Origin of the sequence: Pannonibacter sp. SL95 (assembly GCF_026672425.1) — a bacterium.
GTDB lineage: Bacteria > Pseudomonadota > Alphaproteobacteria > Rhizobiales > Stappiaceae > Pannonibacter.
The window spans coordinates 26593-45808 of sequence record NZ_JAPPRC010000005.1 but is presented as its reverse complement, the minus strand read 5'-3'; the positions used below and the strand labels follow the sequence as shown (position 1 = coordinate 45808).

Annotated in this window: 12 protein-coding genes; 3 read left to right on the top strand and 9 right to left on the bottom strand. The window is 63.5% G+C overall.

Features of this window, described 5'->3' with window-relative positions; genetic code table 11:
* Positions 1–66: 66 nt before the first annotated feature.
* Positions 67–3567, bottom strand: coding sequence for a transcription-repair coupling factor (gene mfd, locus OVA12_RS15255; protein WP_268138792.1), 3501 nt, complete (start codon positions 3565–3567; stop codon positions 67–69).
* A 30-nt stretch (positions 3568–3597) separates the two neighbouring features.
* Positions 3598–3903, bottom strand: coding sequence for an FAD assembly factor SdhE (locus tag OVA12_RS15250; RefSeq protein WP_106754133.1), 306 nt, complete (start codon positions 3901–3903; stop codon positions 3598–3600).
* A 236-nt stretch (positions 3904–4139) separates the two neighbouring features.
* On the opposite strand from OVA12_RS15250, the gene recG reads away from it, so the two are divergent.
* Both recG and OVA12_RS15240 read left to right on the top strand, forming a co-directional pair.
* Positions 4140–6242, top strand: a complete 2103-nt coding sequence (gene recG / locus OVA12_RS15245) for an ATP-dependent DNA helicase RecG (protein ID WP_268138790.1) — start codon at positions 4140–4142, stop codon at positions 6240–6242.
* Between the two features lie 231 nt (positions 6243–6473).
* A complete protein-coding gene (locus OVA12_RS15240) occupies positions 6474–6842 on the top strand; it encodes a YbaN family protein (RefSeq protein WP_268138788.1) in 369 nt (122 codons plus the stop codon).
* Between the two features lie 27 nt (positions 6843–6869).
* On the opposite strand, the gene OVA12_RS15235 is transcribed toward OVA12_RS15240, so the two are convergent.
* The 3 genes from OVA12_RS15235 to glmU form a co-directional block, all read right to left on the bottom strand.
* A complete protein-coding gene (locus OVA12_RS15235; protein ID WP_268138786.1) occupies positions 6870–7307 on the bottom strand; it encodes a GNAT family acetyltransferase in 438 nt (145 codons plus the stop codon).
* Positions 7304–9130, bottom strand: coding sequence for a glutamine--fructose-6-phosphate transaminase (isomerizing) (gene glmS / locus OVA12_RS15230; RefSeq protein ID WP_268138784.1), 1827 nt, complete (start codon positions 9128–9130; stop codon positions 7304–7306). Before glmS ends, OVA12_RS15235 begins: the two co-directional genes overlap by 4 nt.
* 104 nt (positions 9131–9234) lie before the next feature.
* Complete coding sequence (gene glmU / locus OVA12_RS15225; RefSeq protein ID WP_268138782.1) at positions 9235–10590, bottom strand: bifunctional UDP-N-acetylglucosamine diphosphorylase/glucosamine-1-phosphate N-acetyltransferase GlmU; 1356 nt, start codon at positions 10588–10590, stop codon at positions 9235–9237.
* A gap of 271 nt (positions 10591–10861) precedes the next feature.
* Here glmU and OVA12_RS15220 point away from each other — a divergent pair, with 271 nt between their 5' ends.
* A complete protein-coding gene (locus OVA12_RS15220; protein ID WP_268138780.1) occupies positions 10862–11971 on the top strand; it encodes an SPOR domain-containing protein in 1110 nt (369 codons plus the stop codon).
* A gap of 2 nt (positions 11972–11973) precedes the next feature.
* Here OVA12_RS15220 and OVA12_RS15215 read toward each other — a convergent pair whose 3' ends face one another.
* The 4 genes from OVA12_RS15215 to OVA12_RS15200 form a co-directional block, all read right to left on the bottom strand.
* Positions 11974–12711: a cytochrome c biogenesis CcdA family protein gene (locus OVA12_RS15215; RefSeq protein ID WP_268138778.1), complete on the bottom strand. Its 738-nt coding sequence runs from the start codon at positions 12709–12711 to the stop codon at positions 11974–11976.
* A 135-nt stretch (positions 12712–12846) separates the two neighbouring features.
* The gene (locus tag OVA12_RS15210) at positions 12847–13146 is read right to left on the bottom strand and encodes a hypothetical protein (protein WP_268138776.1); all 300 of its coding nucleotides are present in this window, start codon (positions 13144–13146) and stop codon (positions 12847–12849) included.
* Positions 13147–13391: 245 nt separating this feature from the next.
* The gene (locus tag OVA12_RS15205) at positions 13392–13778 is read right to left on the bottom strand and encodes an META domain-containing protein (RefSeq protein WP_268138774.1); all 387 of its coding nucleotides are present in this window, start codon (positions 13776–13778) and stop codon (positions 13392–13394) included.
* Positions 13779–13790: 12 nt separating this feature from the next.
* Positions 13791–18518, bottom strand: a complete 4728-nt coding sequence (locus OVA12_RS15200) for a S8 family serine peptidase (protein ID WP_268138772.1) — start codon at positions 18516–18518, stop codon at positions 13791–13793.
* Positions 18519–19216 lie beyond the last annotated feature (698 nt).

The following is a 19216-nucleotide window of genomic DNA, read 5'->3' as shown; positions in this document are numbered from 1 at the left end:
CGATATGAATGCCGCGGGAAAAGCCTTTGAAATCAGACTGGAGCAAGGCGGATGCGCCGCCCTTTCTCACGCTGCCTTGGCCGGAGCTGCCAGCCTTGCAAGCTTTGACATGATGGTTGCCGTGCCCTTCAGCCGGTCGTCCGCCTTGTCCCAGTCGCGCGACAGCACGACCTTCTGGTCCGGCCTGATCTTTGCGAGCGAGCCCTGCTCCGCAATATAGGCGACAAGCCCCGCCGGATTGGCGAATTGCTGGCCACGGAACGTGATGACGATGCCCTTCGGCCCCGAATCAACCTTCTCCACATTCGCCTTGCGGCAGAGGCCCTTGATGTAGACGATCTTCAGCAGATGCCCGACCTCTTCCGGCAGCGGGCCGAACCGGTCGATCATCTCCGCGCCGAAGGCATCGATCTCCTGGGCTTCCGTCAGATCCGCCAGGCGGCGGTACAGCGACAGGCGCAGCTGCAGGTCCGGAACATAGCTTTCGGGAATCAGCACGGGCGTGCCGACATTGATCTGCGGCGACCACTGGTCCTCGCCGATCTCGTCGCCGCCATCCTTGAGCTGGGCAACCGCCTCTTCCAGCATCTGCTGATAGAGTTCGTAGCCGACTTCCTTGATGTGGCCGGACTGTTCCTCGCCCAGCAGATTGCCGGCCCCGCGAATGTCGAGGTCGTGGCTGGCGAGCTGGAAGCCGGCGCCCAGATTCTCCAGAGACTGCAACACCTTGAGCCGCCGTTCGGCGGTTGCCGTCATCGGCTTGTTGGCCGGAACGGTGAAGAGCGCATAGGCCCGGGTCTTCGACCGGCCAACGCGGCCGCGCAGCTGGTACATCTGGGCAAGGCCGAACATGTCGGCCCGGTGCACGATCAGCGTGTTGGCGGTCGGGATGTCGAGACCTGATTCGACGATTGTCGTCGACAGCAGCACGTCATACTTGCCCTCATAGAAGGCGTTCATCACGTCCTCGAGCTGACCGGGCGCCATCTGGCCATGGGCTGTGGCGACCTTCACTTCCGGCACGCTGGCGGCCAGGAACTCTGCCTGTTCGGCGAGATCCGAAACGCGCGGGCAGACATAGAAGCTCTGGCCGCCGCGATAATGCTCACGCAGCAAGGCCTCGCGCACGACCAGCGGATCAAAGGGCGAGACGAAGGTGCGCACGGCAAGCCGGTCCACCGGCGGCGTGGCGATGAGCGACAGTTCGCGCAGGCCCGTCAATGCCTGCTGCAACGTGCGCGGGATCGGCGTTGCCGACAGGGTCAGCACATGCACGTCCGACTTCAGTTCCTTCAGCCGTTCCTTGTGCTTGACGCCGAAATGCTGCTCCTCGTCGATGATGAGCAGGCCAAGGTCGCGGAACTTGACGCCGGCGCCCAGCAGGGCATGGGTGCCGACGACGATATCGACGGAACCGTCCTCGACGCCCTTCTTGGCCGCCGACAGCTCTTTCGGGCTGACGAGGCGTGAGGCATGGGCGACATTGATCGGCAGGCCATGGAAGCGGGTGGCAAAGGTGCGATAGTGCTGGCGCGCCAGCAGCGTTGTCGGGACCACCACGGCAACCTGGCGCCCCGACATGGCGGCAACAAAAGCGGCGCGCAGCGCCACTTCCGTTTTGCCGAAACCGACGTCGCCACAGACCAGCCGGTCCATCGGCCGGCCAGCCGCCAGATCCTGGAACACCGCATCGATGGCGGTCAGCTGGTCTTCCGTCTCCTCGTAGGGGAAACGGGTCGAGAATTCATCGTAGACCCCTTCCGGCACCTCAACCACCGGCGCGGTCTTCAGCGCACGGGCAGCGGCGGTCTTGATCAAGCCGTCGGCGATCTCGAGGATCCGCTTCTTCATCCGCGCCTTGCGCGCCTGCCAGGCCCCACCGCCCAGCTTGTCGAGCATGACGTCGGTGTCTTCCGAGCCGAAGCGCGTCAGCAGCTCGATGTTCTCGACCGGCAGGTAAAGCTTGTCGCCGCCCTGATACTGCAGCTCCAGACAGTCATGCGGCGCGCCGAGCGCCTCGATGGTCTTGAGGCCGATGAAGCGGCCGATGCCGTGGTCGACGTGGACGACGAGGTCGCCTTCCGAGAGGCTGGTTGCCTCGGTCAGGACATTGGCACCCTTGGCCTTGCGCCGGCCCTTGCGCACCAGACGGTCGCCCAGGATGTCCTGCTCGGAGATGAAAACCAGCCGGTCGACCTCGAAGCCCTGCTCGAGGCCGAGAATGCTGAGCGCCGTGGCGCGCGGCGGCAAGGCGTCCAGATCGGCCACCCGTTCGGCCGGCATCGGCAGGTCCAGCCCGTGATCGCCGAGGATCTGGCCGAGACGGTCGCGCGAGCCCTCGCTCCAGCAGGCGATGACCACCCGGCGCTGGTCCTTGTGCAGCGCCCGGACGTGTTTCACCAGCGCGTCGAAGATGTTGACGTCGCCCGCCGCGCGCTCGGCGGCAAAGCTGCGGCCCTGACGGCCGCCGAAGTCGATCACCGTCCGGCCAGACCCCGGCGGCGGCGTGAAGGGATCGATCTGGCAGCTGGCACTGTCGGCAAGCCGGACGGTCCATTCCGTCCCGACCGGGTAAAGCGCCTGCGGCTCCACGGGCATGTAGGGCACCGCGCCGGCCAAGTGACCGTTTTCAAGCGCATCCTTGCGCGCAGCGTGATGCTCGGTGATCTGGTCGAGGCGCTCGCGGATGGCATCGCCCGACATGCCATCAAGCACGACCGGTGCGTCGCCGATATAGTCGAACAGCGTTTCGAGGTGTTCGTGGAACAGCGGCAGCCAGTGCTCCATGCCGGCATAGCGGCGGCCGTCGCTGACAGACTGATACAGGACATCCTCGCGCCGGGCCGCGCCGAAGCGGGCGAGATAGTTGCGGCGGAAGCGCGAGATCGCCTCCTCGCTCAGCACCACCTCGCTCATCGGCACCAGCTCCAGCCGCTTCAGCTGCTTGGTCGTGCGCTGGCTCTCGGTATCAAAGGCGCGGATCGATTCCAGCGTGTCGCCAAAGAAATCCAGCCGGACCGGATCTTCTGCACCTGGCGCATAGAGATCGATGATGCCGCCGCGCACCGCGTATTCGCCAGTCTCCCGGACGGTTGGCGTGCGCGAGAAGCCGTTGAGTTCCAGCCAGGCGGCAATCTTCGTCAGGTCGATGCGGTTGCCTGGTGCCATGGAAAAGGTCTGGGCAGCGACCCAGGCCCGCTCGGGCAGGCGCTGCAGCGCGGCGTTGACCGTTGTCACCAGCACCTTCTGGCCAGACCCAGTTGGAATGCCCCGCGCCAGTTGCCCCAGCACAAGCAGCCGGCGGGCGCTGATCGCCGGGTTCGGCGAGACGCGGTCATAGGGAAGGCAGTCCCAGGCCGGCAGGGACAGCGCCTCGACATGCGGCGCAAAATAGCTCAGTGCCTCGATGACGCCCTGCGCCCGGCCGGCGTCCCGCGCGACAAAGACGGCAGCCAGCCCGTCCTTCGGCGCCTGCCCCAGGATGCGCGCGAGCGCCAGTGCCTCGGCTCCGTCCGGAACGCTGGCAAGGGTGATGTTGGCGCGGTCGCGGAAGAGCGTCTCGAACACGGCTTGGGTTCCCGGGCGGTTTTGTCTGGATCAGCGCAGAGTGATGTTGTGGAAGGCCAGCATCTTGCGGAACAGCGGCCGGTTCCATTCCTCCGGCAGAGGCTTGCGGCCCGTGATCCAGGCGTAGAGGTCCTGATCGTTGATCGGAATGATCTCTTCCAGCTCGTCCAGCTCCGCCTCGCTCAGCCGCGCGATCTCGGCCTTGGTGAAGCCGCCGAGCAGCATGTCCATTTCCTTCATGCCCCGATGCAAGGTGCGGAACAGGATGCGCTTGCGGCGGGTGTCGAGTTCACCGTCGCCGGAGGGGTCGGCGGGAGCGTTGGAGCTGTCGGTCATGGCGGATCCTGACGAATCGAGCTGGCGCCGGATGCGGGTTGCATGCCGGAGCGGAGAATGTCTGAGGGCTTATAGCGCCGCGCCAGCGAGAAGTCAGTCCCGAACACTTGACTGATTGCCGGAGGTACGGCTTGGACGGGTGGACCGGACTGGCCTTCCCGCGTTGCAAGGCTGCGGCAAAGGGTGCAGAACGCTGGTCTGACCCATCGCGACCGACTGAAGACAGATCCTCGCCCATGCGCCCGTCCCTGCTCGATCCCCTGTTTGCTCCTGTCTCGGTGCTGCCCGGCATCGGGCCGAAGATCGCCAAGCTGCTGGAAACGCTGCTGGGGACAGCACCGGGACGGGCGGCCACCGTGCTGGACCTTGCCTTTCACCTGCCCCATGCCGTCATCGACCGGAGCCGTCGTCCAGGGATTGCCTATTCCGAGAACGGCGACACGGTGACCCTGGACGTGCGCGTCGAACGCCATATGCCCACCCCGCGCGGCAGCCGGGCGCCTTACAAGGTGATTGCCGCGGATGCGACCGGAAGCATTGCGCTGGTGTTCTTCCATCCGCGGCAGGACTGGCTGGAAAAGGTGTTGCCAGTGGGCGGCCGGAGGATCATTTCCGGCAAGGTCGAGTGGTTCTCCGAGCGGCCGCAGATGGTCCATCCGGACTACGTGCTGACGCCGGAAGAAGCCGAGACCATGCCGGCCATCGAGCCGGTCTATCCGATGACCGCAGGGCTTGCACAGCGCACCTTGCTGAAAGGCATCGCCGGCGCGCTGGATCGTCTGCCGGTGTTTCCGGACTGGCTCGATCCGGAGTTCCGCGCCCGCCAGTCCTGGCCTGATTTCGATGAAGCTCTGAAGCGTGTGCACCGGCCGGAAGGCGCGCGCGATCTTGACCCCGCCTCCCCGGCCCTGTCGCGCCTTGCCTATGACGAGTATCTCGCCAACCAGCTGGCGCTCGCGCTCGTCCGCGCGACCATGCGCAAGCTGGATGGCGAACCGCGCATGACGACCGGTGAGCTGAAGGCCCGCATCCTCGCGGCCCTGCCCTATCAGCTGACCGGCGGCCAGGCCCAGGCGGTGGCCGAGATCGAGGCCGATCTGCGCAGCCCGCAGCGCATGCTCCGCCTGCTGCAGGGAGACGTCGGCGCCGGCAAGACCATCGTCGGCCTGCTCGCCATGGCCGCCGTGATCGAGTCGGGCGCGCAGGCGGCGATGATGGCACCGACCGAAATTCTCGCGCGCCAGCATTTTGCCTCGATGGCGCCACTGTGCGAGGCTGCCGGCATCCGGATTGCGCTCCTGACCGGACGGGACACGCCGAAGCAACGGCGCGAGACCCAGGCAGCGCTGTCGAATGGCGAAATCGATCTTGCCGTCGGCACCCACGCTCTGTTCCAGGGCGCGGTCGAGTTTTCAAACCTCGGCATTGCCGTGGTCGACGAGCAGCACCGCTTCGGTGTGCATCAGCGCTTGGCGCTCTCCTCCAAGGGCAAGGGCGTCGACGTGCTGGTGATGACCGCAACACCGATCCCGCGCACGCTGGTTCTGACCTATTTCGGCGACATGGACGTCTCCCGCCTGACCGACAAGCCGAAGGGGCGCAAGCCGATCACCACGGTCTCGGTCTCGCTCGACCGGATGGGCGAGATGGTCTCCCGCATCAAGGCGGCTGTCGCCGAAGGCCAGAAGGTCTACTGGGTCTGCCCGCTTGTCGAGGAGAGCGAAAAAATCGACCTTGCCGCCGTCGAGGACCGGCATCGTCACCTCTCCCAGGAGCTGAAAGTTCCGGTCGCCCTCGTTCACGGCCGGATGAGCGGCGAGGACAAGGACACGGCAATGATGGCCTTCAAGGAGGGCCATGCCCGGGTGCTGGTGGCCACCACTGTCATCGAAGTTGGCGTTGATGTGCCCGATGCCACGATCATCGTCATCGAGCACGCCGAGCGGTTTGGCCTTGCCCAGCTGCACCAGCTGCGCGGCCGGGTCGGGCGCGGCGACAAGCCGTCCTCCTGCGTGCTGCTCTACAAGGGACCGCTGGGCGAGACCTCGGCGGCGCGCCTTGCCGTGATGCGCGAGACCAACGACGGCTTCGTCATCGCCGAGGAAGACCTGCGCCTGCGCGGCGAGGGAGAAATCCTCGGCACGCGCCAGTCCGGTGCCCCCGGGTTCCGTCTGGCACGCGGCGATGCCCGCACCGACCTGATGGAAATCGCCCGCGACGACGCAAGGCTCATCCTGGAAATGGACCCCGAACTGAAGGGCCCGCGTGGTCCGGCCTTGCGGACGCTGCTCTACCTGTTCAGCCGCGACGAGGCCATCCGCCTGCTTCGCGCAGGATAATTTTTTACATTAGAATTTTTACACAAATAATTGTTTTGTAATGATATTCTGACGTAGTTAAAGTATTTTATTAGCTTACAGATTTCCGCACCATGATGCAATTTGTCGCCGGGGCTGCGGCGCTTTGGACAGCGCGGAGCAAATCGGCTATGCCAACAGGAAACCGCTGCATCGCAGCGGTCTGAACCGGCGGCGTCCCTCCCAGACCTGCCGCCCAGTGGAGCCCAGCACGTGCGACGGACCGCCTACAAGCTCGCGGGCCTGGCCTTTGTCGCCACCGGCCTTGTCGGTGCAGTGCTGCCGCTGCTCCCCTCGACGATTTTCTTCATCCTCGCCGCCGCCATGTTCGCCCGCTCCTCACCGGAGCTCGAAGCCCGGATCCTTGCCCATCCTGTCGTCGGGCCGCAGGTGATCGCCTGGCGCGATCACGGCGTGATCCCGCCGCGCGCCAAGGCTTTCGCCCTCGGTGGCATGGCAATCGGGTATGGGGTGTTTCTGGCCACAAGCGGAGCCGGGCTCGTGCTGGCGCTGATCGTGGCAGGCATCATGATCGGATGCGCTGCCTATGTCCTGACGCGGCCATCGCGGCCACAGGCCTGATCTTGCGCGTGCCGGATCGCACCGGAATCAATCGTCCGATATCAGTCGCTTGCCAAGCGAGATCACGTCGTCCTGCGCATAGCCAATACGGTCGTAGAACGCCTTCACCGGAAGGTTGGAACTGCGAACCAGCAGGTTGAGCTTGGGGCAGCCACGGGCCTTGAGCAGCGCTTCACAATGATCCATCAGGCGGCGGGCGTGGCCCTGCCCCTGATGGTCCGGGTGAACGCAGAGATAGTACAGCGAGCCGCGATGGCCGTCATAGCCCAGCATGGCGGACCCGATGATACCATTGCCCTGGCGCAGCACAAGAAAGCCCCAGGGGCTGTCGGCCATCTTGCGGTCGATGTCCTTGTCCGGATCGTTCCAGGGCCGCGTCAGACCGCAGTCGGTCCAAAGGCGCACGACCCGGTGCCGGTCGCCTTCGGTGAACGTGTCGATGACAGTCTCGAAGATCAGGCTCATTCCACCGTCACCGACTTGGCGAGATTGCGCGGCTGGTCCACATCCGTGCCCATGAAGACGGCCGTGTGATAGGCAATCAACTGGATCGGGATCGAATAGACGATCGGTGCGACGATATCGGCGACGGCCGGCATGATCACACGGTCCTTGTCGGTGAGACCCGAGGCCTCGGCGCCCTGCGCGTCGGTGATCAACAGGATGCGCCCGCCGCGTGCGGCCACTTCCTGCATGTTCGACACGGTTTTCTCGTAGACGCTGTCATGCGGCGCGATCACGATCACCGGCAGGTTCTCGTCGATCAGCGCGATCGGTCCATGCTTCAGCTCTCCGGCCGCATAGCCTTCGGCGTGGATGTAGGACAGTTCCTTGAGCTTCAGCGCGCCTTCCAGGGCGAGCGGGTAATTGGTGCTGCGGCCGAGATAGAGCACATCCGAGGCCCGCGACAGGCTGGGGGCGAGCTTCTCGATGCGCGGCTCCAGCGCCAGCGCGGTCAGGGCCAGACCCGGCGCCTCGGCCAGCGCCTTGACCAGTTCGGCTTCCTGGGCTTCGGAAAGCACGCCGCGCTGGCGACCGGCCAGAATGGCGAGAGAGGCCAGCACCGCCAGCTGGCAGGTGAAGGCCTTGGTGGAGGCAACGCCAATTTCCGGACCAGCGATGGTCTGGAACACCACGTCGGATTCCCGGGCGATGGTCGATTCCGGCACGTTGACCACGGCACCAATCGTCAGGCCTTGCGCCTTGCAGTAGCGCAGCGAGGCCAGCGTGTCTGCCGTCTCGCCGGACTGCGAGATGAACAGCGCCATCTCGCCCGCATTGACGGGCAGTTCGCGGTAGCGAAATTCGGACGCGACATCGATCTCGACCGGCAGGCGCGCGTATTTCTCGAACCAGTATTTGCCAACGAGACCGGCGTAATAGGCCGTGCCGCAGGCCGACATGACAAGACGCGTCAGCTTGGAGAAATCTGCGCTCGCGCCTTCCGGCAGCTTGGCGCGGTGGTTGGCCAGATCCAGATAGCGCGACAGCGTGTGGCCGATGACCTCCGGCTGCTCGTGGATCTCCTTGGCCATGTAGTGGCGGTAATTGCCCTTGTCCATCATGGCCGCGCCGACGCTGGAGCGGCTTTCCGGCCGAACGACTTCGCGGTTTGCGCTGTCGCGGATGCTGCAGCCCTTGCGGCTGATGACGGCCCAATCGCCTTCCTCGAGATAGGTAATCCGGTCGGTGAAGGGGGACAGGGCAATGGCATCGGAGCCGAGGAACATCTCGCCCTCGCCGTGGCCGACGGCAAGCGGCGAGCCCTTGCGGGCACCGATCAGGAGATCGTCCTCGCCCTCGAACAGGAACACCAGCGAGAACGCGCCCTTGAGGCGCGGCAGAACGGCGGCAACCGCGTCCGCCGGGCTCTTGCCGGAGCGCAGTTCAAGGTCGGTCAGAAGCGCGACCACTTCCGTGTCCGTATCGGTCACCGGCGACAGGCCGGCAGCAACGGCCTCGGCGCGCAGCGCGAGATAGTTCTCAATGATGCCGTTGTGGACAACGCAGACGCGGCCACTCTGGTGCGGATGGGCGTTTGTGACGGTCGGCGCACCGTGGGTGGCCCAGCGGGTGTGTCCGATGCCAATGGCCCCACCGAGCGGGCTGCCGTCCAGTACCGCTTCGAGGTTGCGCAGCTTTCCGCTGGCCCGGCGCCGGGTGAGGACGCCTGCCTCCAGCGTGGCGACACCGGCGGAATCATAGCCGCGGTACTCAAGGCGCTTCAGCGCGTCCACAAGCTGCGGCGCAACGCCCGACTTCCCGACAATCCCGATGATGCCGCACATGTCCATCCATCCCTTGTAATGAAACTCGCCTGCCTCCCTTAGACGACGCAGGCCGGCGGATTGAAATAAAACCTTATTTCAGACCGTGACAGGGAAATGCCCAGTCACGACTTTTCCGCCTTGCGCGCTGCGAACCTTGCCCTCAACTCTTTCGCGCGCTCGGGCTTCACCGACTGATGTGCCCGGCCGATGGCCAGCGCATCCACCGGCACGGCTTCAGTGACCGTGCTGCCAGCCGCGATATAGGCGCCATCGCCAATCTGGATCGGCGCCACCAGCGTACTGTTGGAGCCGATGAAGCAGCCCTCGCCGATCTCGGTCTTGTACTTGCCATAGCCGTCATAGTTGCAGGTGATGGTGCCCGCGCCGATGTTGGAGCGCGCGCCAATGCTGGCATCGCCGATGTAGCTGAGGTGATTGACCTTGGCCCCTGCCCCGACCTTGGCGTTCTTGATCTCGACGAAATTGCCCACATGCGTGTCGGCGGCAAGGTCTGCGCCGGGCCGCAGGCGCGCATAGGGACCGATGAGCGATCCGGCCCCCACATGGGCCCCCTCCAGATGGCTGAAGGCCCGGATCCGCGCCCCTGCCTCGACCGTGACACCCGGCCCGAACACCACATTCGGCTCAACCGTGACATCAACGCCCAGCACCGTGTCATGCGAGAAGAACACGGTCTCCGGTGCCTGCAGCGTCACTCCGGACAGCATGACGTCCTGCCGCATCCGGTTCTGGAAAATTGCTTCACATTCAGCCAGTTGCGCGCGGTTGTTGATACCGCGCACATCGTCCTCGCTGGCCGAAACGGCGATGACCTTGAGGCCGCGCGCATTGGCGAGCTCGGCCGCGTCCGTCAGGTAAAATTCGCCCTTGGCATTGGTGTTGCCGATAGCCGAGATCAGCTCAAGCGCGATGGCGCCGCGAAAGCCCATGATGCCGGAATTGCAGAAGGTGATCGCCCGCTCGGCCTCGGTTGCGTCCTTCTCCTCGCGAATGGCGAGGAGCGCGTCGCCCTTCATCACCAGACGGCCGTAGCCGAACGGATTGACGGCCTCAAAGCCCAGCACGACCACATCAGCCCCAGAAGCCAGTCCGCCCCGGACCCGGTCAACGGCGGCGTCGCTGACAAGCGGCGTATCGCCGAAGAGGACCAGCACGTCGTCCTTCGGTTCCTTGAGAACATCGCGTGCAGCCAGCACGGCATGGGCGGTGCCAAGGCGGTCGACCTGTTCATGGCAGCTCGCTCCCGGAGCCAGCTTGCCGACCAGCTTGACCAGCTCCGGCATCTGCGGCCCGACGACAACGGCGATCCCTGCCCCGTCGTAGCGCTGCACGCGCTTCAGCACATGCCCGACCATTGGCAGATTGCCGATCTCATGCATGACCTTCGGGGCGGCGGACCGCATCCGTGTGCCAAGCCCGGCGGCCAGAACGATTGCCTGCAGGGTACGATCGGACATCAGCTTACCTCTTCACTCGGTCGGCGCTTGCGCCTTGTCCGGGACATCGCCCGCACGGCGTCTGTTCAGGCCGGCACTGTTTCGATCTGTGCGCCGGCACGCAAGAGGGGTTTCATGCGGCGATCCACAGGTCAATAGCCTACACATCCATGCGTCAGTTCGGGTTTCTTGTTCGTTAACCATAATTGCTGTGTGATGGCAGCAACGAGAACCAGATTCGTTTCAGGGGCAGGACAGAACCGCCGTGCGCAGCCGTCAGAAGGACGCCGGGATGTCGGAGTCCGGAGCAGCCCTGCTCCGGTCCCGTTATCTATTGGCCGGCTGGTCCTTTGCCGCTGTGCTGTTCGGCATCGTCGGTGTCTCGGCGGTCCGTTTTTCCCCAAGTCCCGATATCGAGCGCAACGCCCGCGCCTATGCTGGCCTTCCCCTTCCCGCGACGGGTGCAGAAGGCGTTGGCCCCACCGGCAGCATCGTTGCGGATGACGAGACCGTCAGCATGGGCCTGATGCCGTCGGCTGGCGGAATGGCAAACGCGGAAGCCATGCGCCTCATGGAAGCGCAGGTCGACACGTTGCGCCGGGAGCTGGTCGCCCTGCGCCGCCGGGCCGAAATGCTGTCAGAACAGAACCGCGTCCAGTCGGAACGGTTGGCTGCGCTCGAAAAGGCCGCAATGCCGGTTCAGGGCGATGAAACGCGTGTGCCGAAACCCGGATCTCCAAAACCCGCCGAGCCGCAGGCCTCTACCCAATCCAACCCGGCAGCAACTGCCAGGACCGCGACTGTGCCCCAGCCGCGGCCGGCGCCGGTGGAAACCATGCCGGCTCCGGAAACATCCGCCCAAGCCCAGCCGATGGCCTCACGCGCACCGGAGCAGCCTCGCAGCAACCCGGAAGCCATGACGGCAGAGGTTGTGCCGCAGGTCCGTGCTCCGGCTGCCCCGGTCCGGGTCGTGGAACTGCCAAAGGCGACACCGGCCGAGCCCGTGGCGACCGGATCGATCCCGACTACGGAAGTGACCCCGCCAGCCATCACCCGAGACCTCGCTGAAGCCATGGTGATCCGCCCGGTAGACCCGTCCGGCCGGACGCTCGGGTCCAGCGCCACGATCGGCCGCAGTGATTTTGCCATCGAGATCGGACGCTATGCCAGCCGCGCAGAGGCCGATGCGGCCTGGATCGGGTTTCGCGATGCCCACAAGGATCGCATGGCAGACCTGAGGGCCCTGACCGCTCCAGTCGAAGGTGCGGATGGCATCAGGCTTCTGGCCGGCCCCTTCGCCAATGCCGCGCTTGCGGCCGTCGCCTGTCTTCGGCTCAGCGAAGACGGAACGTCCGCCTGCCGCCCGACCTTCTTCGTCGGCGAACCGCTGGACGATCAGTAAGTTCAGCCGATCTGGCTGAAGATCGGGAATGTTTCCAGGAGCCAGAACGATGCCTGCTGCATCCAGCCCCCAAGGAACAGGATCCCGGTCACGATCATGACCACACCCATGGCCTGCTCGACACGGCCGAGGTGGCGGCGGAAGCGGGACATGAAGCGCAGGAACGGCCCGGCAAACAGGGCTGCCCCCAGGAATGGCACTCCAAGCCCCAGCGCATAGGCTGTCAGCAGGATCGCGCCCTGCCCTGCCGTGCTTTCTGCGCCGGCAACAAACAGGATCGCTGCCAGGATCGGCCCGACGCAGGGCGTCCAGCCGAAGGCAAAGGCAAGGCCGAGCACATAGGCGCCAGGCAGTCCGGCCGGCTTGCGCTCAACCTGGACACGGGCCTCGCGATAGAGCAGCCCGATGCGGAACAGGCCTAGAAAATGAAGGCCCATGACGATGATGATGATGCCGGCCAGCGTGCCCAGGACATTGATGTACTGCGAAATGGCCTGACCGATCAGCGACGCGCTTGCGCCAAGGGCAACGAAAACCGTCGAGAACCCCGCAACGAAGGCGATGGAGGTGTAGAACACCCGCCGGCTGGCGTCAGAGGCGGCACGCCCCTCGGCGACATCCTCCAGGCTCGTTCCGGCCAGAAAGCCAAGATAGGGGGGAACCAGTGGCAGCACGCAAGGGGAGACGAACGACAGGAGGCCGGCGAAAACGGCACCAAGGAGTGTGACTTCCTGGATCATCGATTGGTGGTCCCTCATGCAGGCCTGACCGGCGGCGCAACGCCAACGGTCCATCGGTCCCTTTTAGCGAGCCAACAGGGAAAGCAAAAGGTGTCGACCTGTCACAGATAAGGGAGCGGCACGCAGGGACGGCGGTCAGGCGTCGCCCTTGAGACCGCCCTTGACCAGTTCGAAGACACGGCGGTTGAGCTGTGGCACGTCATGGCCATCGACCAGACCCTGCCGCCATTGTTCGATCACCGCACGCAAGGCAACCGTCTGGCGTGTATGCGGAAGTTGATCGATGAAGCCGGCAAAAAACCGGTCAAGCGCCACGCGATCAACAGCCCCCTGGTCAATCAACGCATGAATGAGGGTCATGGTCGCGGCGATATGACCTTTCAGGAAGTCGAACTCGGCACCTAACGTGGCGTGATCAGCTGAAACGTCCGACATGTCCTCAACCAGTCTGCCGGGGCACCCGGCGTGTCAGGAATGCGTGATGCAAGATCCTGTCACATCTTCCTTTACGTCCGGTTTCCGGCACAAAGCGGTTTGGAGTCCCTGCGAGCCGCCGCCGTCTTCCCGACTAAAGCAAACACTACACATTTCGAAAATATTTGAAATCGAATTGATGCGCAGTTTTTGCCAAGGGTGCAAAAACTGCGGTGTTCCAGCCGATTTTGGCGGCACCTGTAGAGCTAGCGGATCGCCTCGATCAAGATCGTGCCATCACTTAGCTGCAATCTCACCCATCCGTCCCGGTGCGCAAGCCACTCTGCTCGAGAGGCAACCTGGCGCAGGGTGGCGTCTGCGGAGGATAATTCCGGGCTGGCGCAGACCGCCTGGGTGCCGATCATCGGCATGTCCGGCGTGAGGCGGCCCGTGCCGTCCGCCCGCCACGTAGCTGCATAGGAATTGCAAGGCGACTGGAGGGTGACACGGGAGCCCTCGACCTGCAGGAAGCCAGCCCAATCGACAGGCTGGCCCGCCAGTTGCTGGATCCGGTAAGTGCCGTCGAGCGGGTTTGCGACGGCTCCGGTGGTCAACATCAGCGCAGCCACACTCGCAAGACACAGCCGCCGCATTCGCGGTCCTCCTCAGCTGTAAACGAAGTCGTTCGACGCTAGCGCTGATATGCCAACCAGACGGATCTCTCCACCACTGTAGCGTACAAGCATGTCGCTGCCAGACTTAACCATGGTGATGTTGGAAGCGGCAATGTCGCCGGTAAACTCGAGCTTGTCCTGCCCGCGGACAAAGTCCGTGATCTTGTCCGTTCCGTCGCCGGCATTGAACACGAACACGTCAGCGCCCGCCCCACCGGTCAACGTGTCATTGCCTTTGGCACCGGTCAAACGGTCCGCGCCGGCAGAACCAGTGATCGTATCGGCGAGGTTGCTGCCGATGACGCGCTCGAAGTTGTAGAGCGTGGCCGTATCGACGCCGTTGCTGGCCTGCCGGGTGGTCAGGTTGACCGTCACGCCACGCGCCATCAGACCAAGATTGAGCGTATCGGTGCCAGAACCACCGTCGAAGAAGTTGGTCTTTCCACCGCCCCAGACGAAATGATCATCGCCACCGTCGCCGTAGAAGCTGTCGCTTCCCGTTCCATCGTAGAGCGTGTCATTTCCGTTGCCGCCGAACACGGTGTTGCCCGAGCCGCCCCGGATGACGTCGTTGTGGTTCGAGCCATAGACCGCTTCGATGCTGACGAGCATGTCGCCAGCGGCATCTCCGCCGAGCTGGGACGCACGCGTCAGGTTGATGTCTACAGCCACTGAGGAGGCAGAATAGTTGACGATATCCCAGCCATCGCCGCCAACGAAAACATCCGTGCCAGCACTGCCGTAGAACATGTCATTGCCAGCGCCGCCATTGATGAGATCATTGCCGGCAGTGCCAAGGAAACTGTCATGCCCCGAACCTCCGGAAACCTCGAACACTGTTGAGGAACTGGCTGCGGTGGCTGTCGTTCCCGTTGCCGTAGCCACAGCGCCGATCAACAGCAGCCCGTCGGCAAACCGCAGCGTCTCAATGCCAAGCACCGTGTCCGAGCCGTCAGGCCCACCCGAGCGCAGGTCCGTGATCGTCCGGCTGCCATCCGAGTTGAGGGTGATCCGGTAATCCGCATATCGTCCGCTGTAGACGGCCGTGTCGGACCCGGCGCCGCCGTCGAGCCGGTCGTTGCCCCGCCCACCAACCAGAATGTCATTGCCAGCCCCGCCTAATAGCGTGTTCGCATTGGCATCACCGGTGAGTGTGTCTGCGAAGGCCGAGCCAGCGACGTTTTCGATCGCGACAAGCACGTCTCCCTGCGCATGGCCGCCAGTCTGACCCGTTGTCAGGGCCAGGTTCACGACCACGGCGCCATTGGATTCGCTGTAATCGGCCATGTCGATGCCGCCTGCCCCATTCAGCGTGTCGGCCCCTTCGCGGCCGGCAAGCAGATCATTGGCATTACCGCCGATCAGGACGTTGACGCCGGAATTACCCCGCAATGTGCTGTTGTAGGCTGACGCACCGGTGACCGATTCCACATTGGTCAGGACATCGCCATCAGCAAAGCCACCGATGCCCTTGCCAGTAACGAGATCGACCGAAACACCAGCGGTAGAGGCCGCGTAGCTGACGGTATCGGTCCCTGCCCCGCCGTCAATCGTATCCTTGCCGGCCGATCCGTTGATCGTGTCATTGCCGCCGGCGGCGGCGATGACATCGTCACCGGTGGTGCCGCTCAGAGTGTCGTTGCCCTCGGTGCCACGGATGGTCTTGTCCAGCACGTCGAAAGTGAGCGAAACGGTGGCAAAACTCTTGTCGGCGAAGACGAAGGTTTCAACGTTGGTGACCTTGTCGACACCGTCCGCATTGGCCCGCTTGTCCGTAACGGTGATGCTGCCATCGCTGTTCTTGACGATGGCATAGTCAGCGCGCTTGCCGCTGTAGACGACGCTGTCACTGTCGGCACCGCCGTCGATCGTGTCGTTGCCTGCCCCGCCGACAAGCCGGTCCTGGCCGGCATTGCCGCGCAGGATGTCGTTGCCCGCGCCGCCGTCCAGTGTGTTCGCAGCGCCGTCTCCGGCAAGCGTGTCTGCGTGAACAGAACCTGCCAAGTTTTCAATCGAAATCAGCCTGTCGCCCTGAGCATCGCCGCCAGTCTGCGTCGCTCGGGCCAGGTCAATATTGATGGCAGCTGTCGACGCCGTGTAGCTCGCGGTATCAACCCCCAGCCCGCCGTCGAGCGTGTCGGCACCGGCTGCGCCGATCAGCGTATCATTGCCGCCGCCGCCAATCAGCACGTTGGCAGCCGAGTTGCCCGTCAGCGTATCCGCATGCGCCGACCCGGTGATGTTCTCGATGCCGAGAAGCACGTCGCCTTGCGCGTGTCCCCCGCTTTGGCCGGTGGTGAGGTTCAGGTTCACGGTGATGCCGGCATTGGACTCGCTGTAGTCCGCCGTATCGACGCCGCCGCTTCCATTGAGCGTGTCAGCGCCCTCGCGGCCTGCAAGCAGGTCGTCCCCGTTGCCGCCCGTCAGCGTGTTTGCTCCGGAGTTGCCCTTAAGCGTGTTGGCGTAGGACAAGGCTCCGGTGAGCGACTCAACGTTGGTCAGAAGATCCCCTTCAGCGAAGCCGACAAGCCCTTTGCCCGTTGCCAGATCGACGGTGACACCAGCCGTTGAAGCGGAATAGGTGACCGTGTCGATGCCCGCTCCGCCATCGATCGTGTCCTTTCCGGCTGACCCGTTGATCGTGTCGTTGCCGCCGAGAGCCGCAATCACGTCGTCAGCGATGGTGCCGTTCAGGGTGTCATTGCCTTCCGTGCCCTGGATTCCCTTGGAACTGCCGTCCAGAACCAGCGCCGACGCGGCAATCGAGGCATCGGCAAAGGCGAAGGTCTCGACGTTGAGGACCTTGTCGATGCCGTCGGCATTGGCGCGCTTGTCGGTCACCGTGAGGCTGCCATCGGCATTCTTGAGGATGGTGTAGTCCGAACGCTTGCCGCTGAAGACAACCGTGTCGGCATCAGCGCCGCCGTCGATGAAGTCATCACCTGCCCCACCGACCAGGCGATCCTGGCCAGCATTGCCGAACAGGCTGTCATTGCCACGCATGCCGAGCAGATGGTTCGCGATCTCGTTACCGCGCAGCGTGTCATTGCCATCGCCGGCGACGACATTCTCGATCACGGTGCCAGCAGCAATCGTCAGCGCTGCCACGCCGGTCATCGACGCCTTCAGCGCGGCAAGATCGATGTCGACGCCGCCGCGGATGGCGGCAAAGTTCAGCCAGTCCGTGCCGCCATTGCTGTCGCGGATGACCGAGCGGCTCGGCTCCAGGGCCAGCATGCGCTGGAAGTCATCGGTGAAGTGATAGACATTATTGATGCTCGACGCGTCGCCATAGACGTCCAGCGTCGCATTGCTGACACTGCCGGAATAGCCGTTGGCCCGCGTGTCGGTGATGCGGACGGTCCAGACACCGGCCGACAGCTCGCCCTTGAATTCGTTCGAACCGAACATCCAGGCCTTGCCGGAAAATCCGTTGACCGCCGAGGACGAACCAACTGTGAGGAGCAAGCTTTGCGTGCCGTCCGGCGAGACCAGTTCGACCTTGATGTCCTCGACATTGCCATGGGTCAGCGTCAGGGTCAGCGAGACATAGTCGATGTCGATCGCCTGCGTCACCGACAGCTTGTATTCGGCTGCAGCGCCAGTGCCGTTCGGGATGGCCTTCACTGTCGTATCAGCAACGCGCTGGGTCACCTCGTTGGCGCTTGTCTTGGCCGGTCCAAACAGGCTCCAGATTTCCGCAAGGCGCACGGCTTCATAGGCATCGACCATGCCGAAGCCCGCGTCATTGGAGAAGGCCATGCCGCCGCCATTGACATTACGCGCGCCATTGACCGCCCAAAGGTCGGTCTGGTTCGTCGTCAGCCCGCCGCGATTTTCCTCAAAGCCGCCGGACTGGACATCGGCGGTAATGGCGAGGATTTCCTGCACATCGCGCCAGCCGAGTGCCTTGTTTGCGCCCAGCATCAAGGTGACGACACCGCTGACGATGGGCGTGGCCGCAGAGGTGCCACCGAAGCTGTCGGTCGTGTTGCCAGCGGAATAGCCGGCATAGCCAGTCTCGTCCGTCGTGGTGATCCCGGCAAGGCCGCCATTGGAAGGCGCCGACACCAGGAGGTTTGAGCCGGTGTTGCTGTAGAAGGAACGGCTGCCCTGATCCGAGTAGGCGCCGACGGTGATCGTGTAGCGGGCCGCGCTGAATTCGGAATAGTTGGCGTCGCGCCGGTCCGTTGCCCAATCATTGCCGGCAGCAACCGCCATCACCGTGCCAAGGCCTCCCCGGCCGGTGTCGGCCGAGAACTTCAGAGCGCCCTGAAACTGGACGCCCAAGCTTGAGCCAACGGAATCGGCGTATTTTGCCGACCAGTTCCAGCTGTTCGACGTGACATCGAACGCGGACATGTAGCGGATGGCTTCGATGAAGTAGGTCTGGGCATTGCCGAGGATATCGACTCCGGTGATCTGAGCCTTGCTGGCGATGCCCGATCCGCCGATCCCGTTGTCTTCAACCGCAGCGATGATCCCCGACACGGCCGTGCCATGGGCCTGATAGCCTGGACCACTTTGCGGGTTGAACGTCACGCCGCCATATTTGAATTCCTTGGCCGCATTGTAGTTGCCCGCAAGGTCCGCATGCGTCTTCTCGATCCCATCGTCAAAAACGCCGACGGAAATGCCAAGTCCCTTGTACTCGCCTTTCAGCAGATCCAGAGAAATCTTCGTCTTGTACCATTCCTTGGAAGAATTCGGATCCGCCATGGTCACACCCGGTCTGTTGACACAATACGTCCGTCTTGGGACGAGAGGCGTGACCCTACGTGAGCTGTTTCTTATCGATTCCTAAACAGATCGAGACAGTTTTAATCGTCCGCGCGAGATGCGTGGGATCGTTAAATTTGCGTTTTGCCGAAACTAGAAACAGGTCCCCGACCCTTGGCATTTACGACAGCACTGCGCCGGCAGGCATGTGTGGGGGGACCTGTCATATTGCACAAATCAAGGCACCCTCAAATCCGACCTAAAACACTGATTTCACAATTGATTTCTTGACTTGCGGCTTTTAGGGGTTTTTGCACACGGAGCGGCGAAAACCGCGCAATTGGGCGCCAGTTTTTGCGCATTTTCGCGCAGTAGACGTGCACATCAAACATCTCTTGGGTCGCACTCGGAGGCGCGAGAAGCGCTGAATTCCGCCGTCTTTCCCGCTCGAAGCGGTGCGTCATCTGGTCACCAGTGCATTGTTCATTAAATGGAAACGGTTGCGGCCCGCCAATTGAACTGGAACGGCACCGTTCCAGTTCCCGGTCCGGGGGGAAACTAAAAATACATATTTGAAGTCAGTGGGATAAATCTCATTTTTGATAGATTCAATTATTCGAAACTGGAACGCCAATTGCCCCCTTTGTGACAATCCGAGGCTGCACGCAATCGTAACAGCCGCACCGCCAAACTAAATT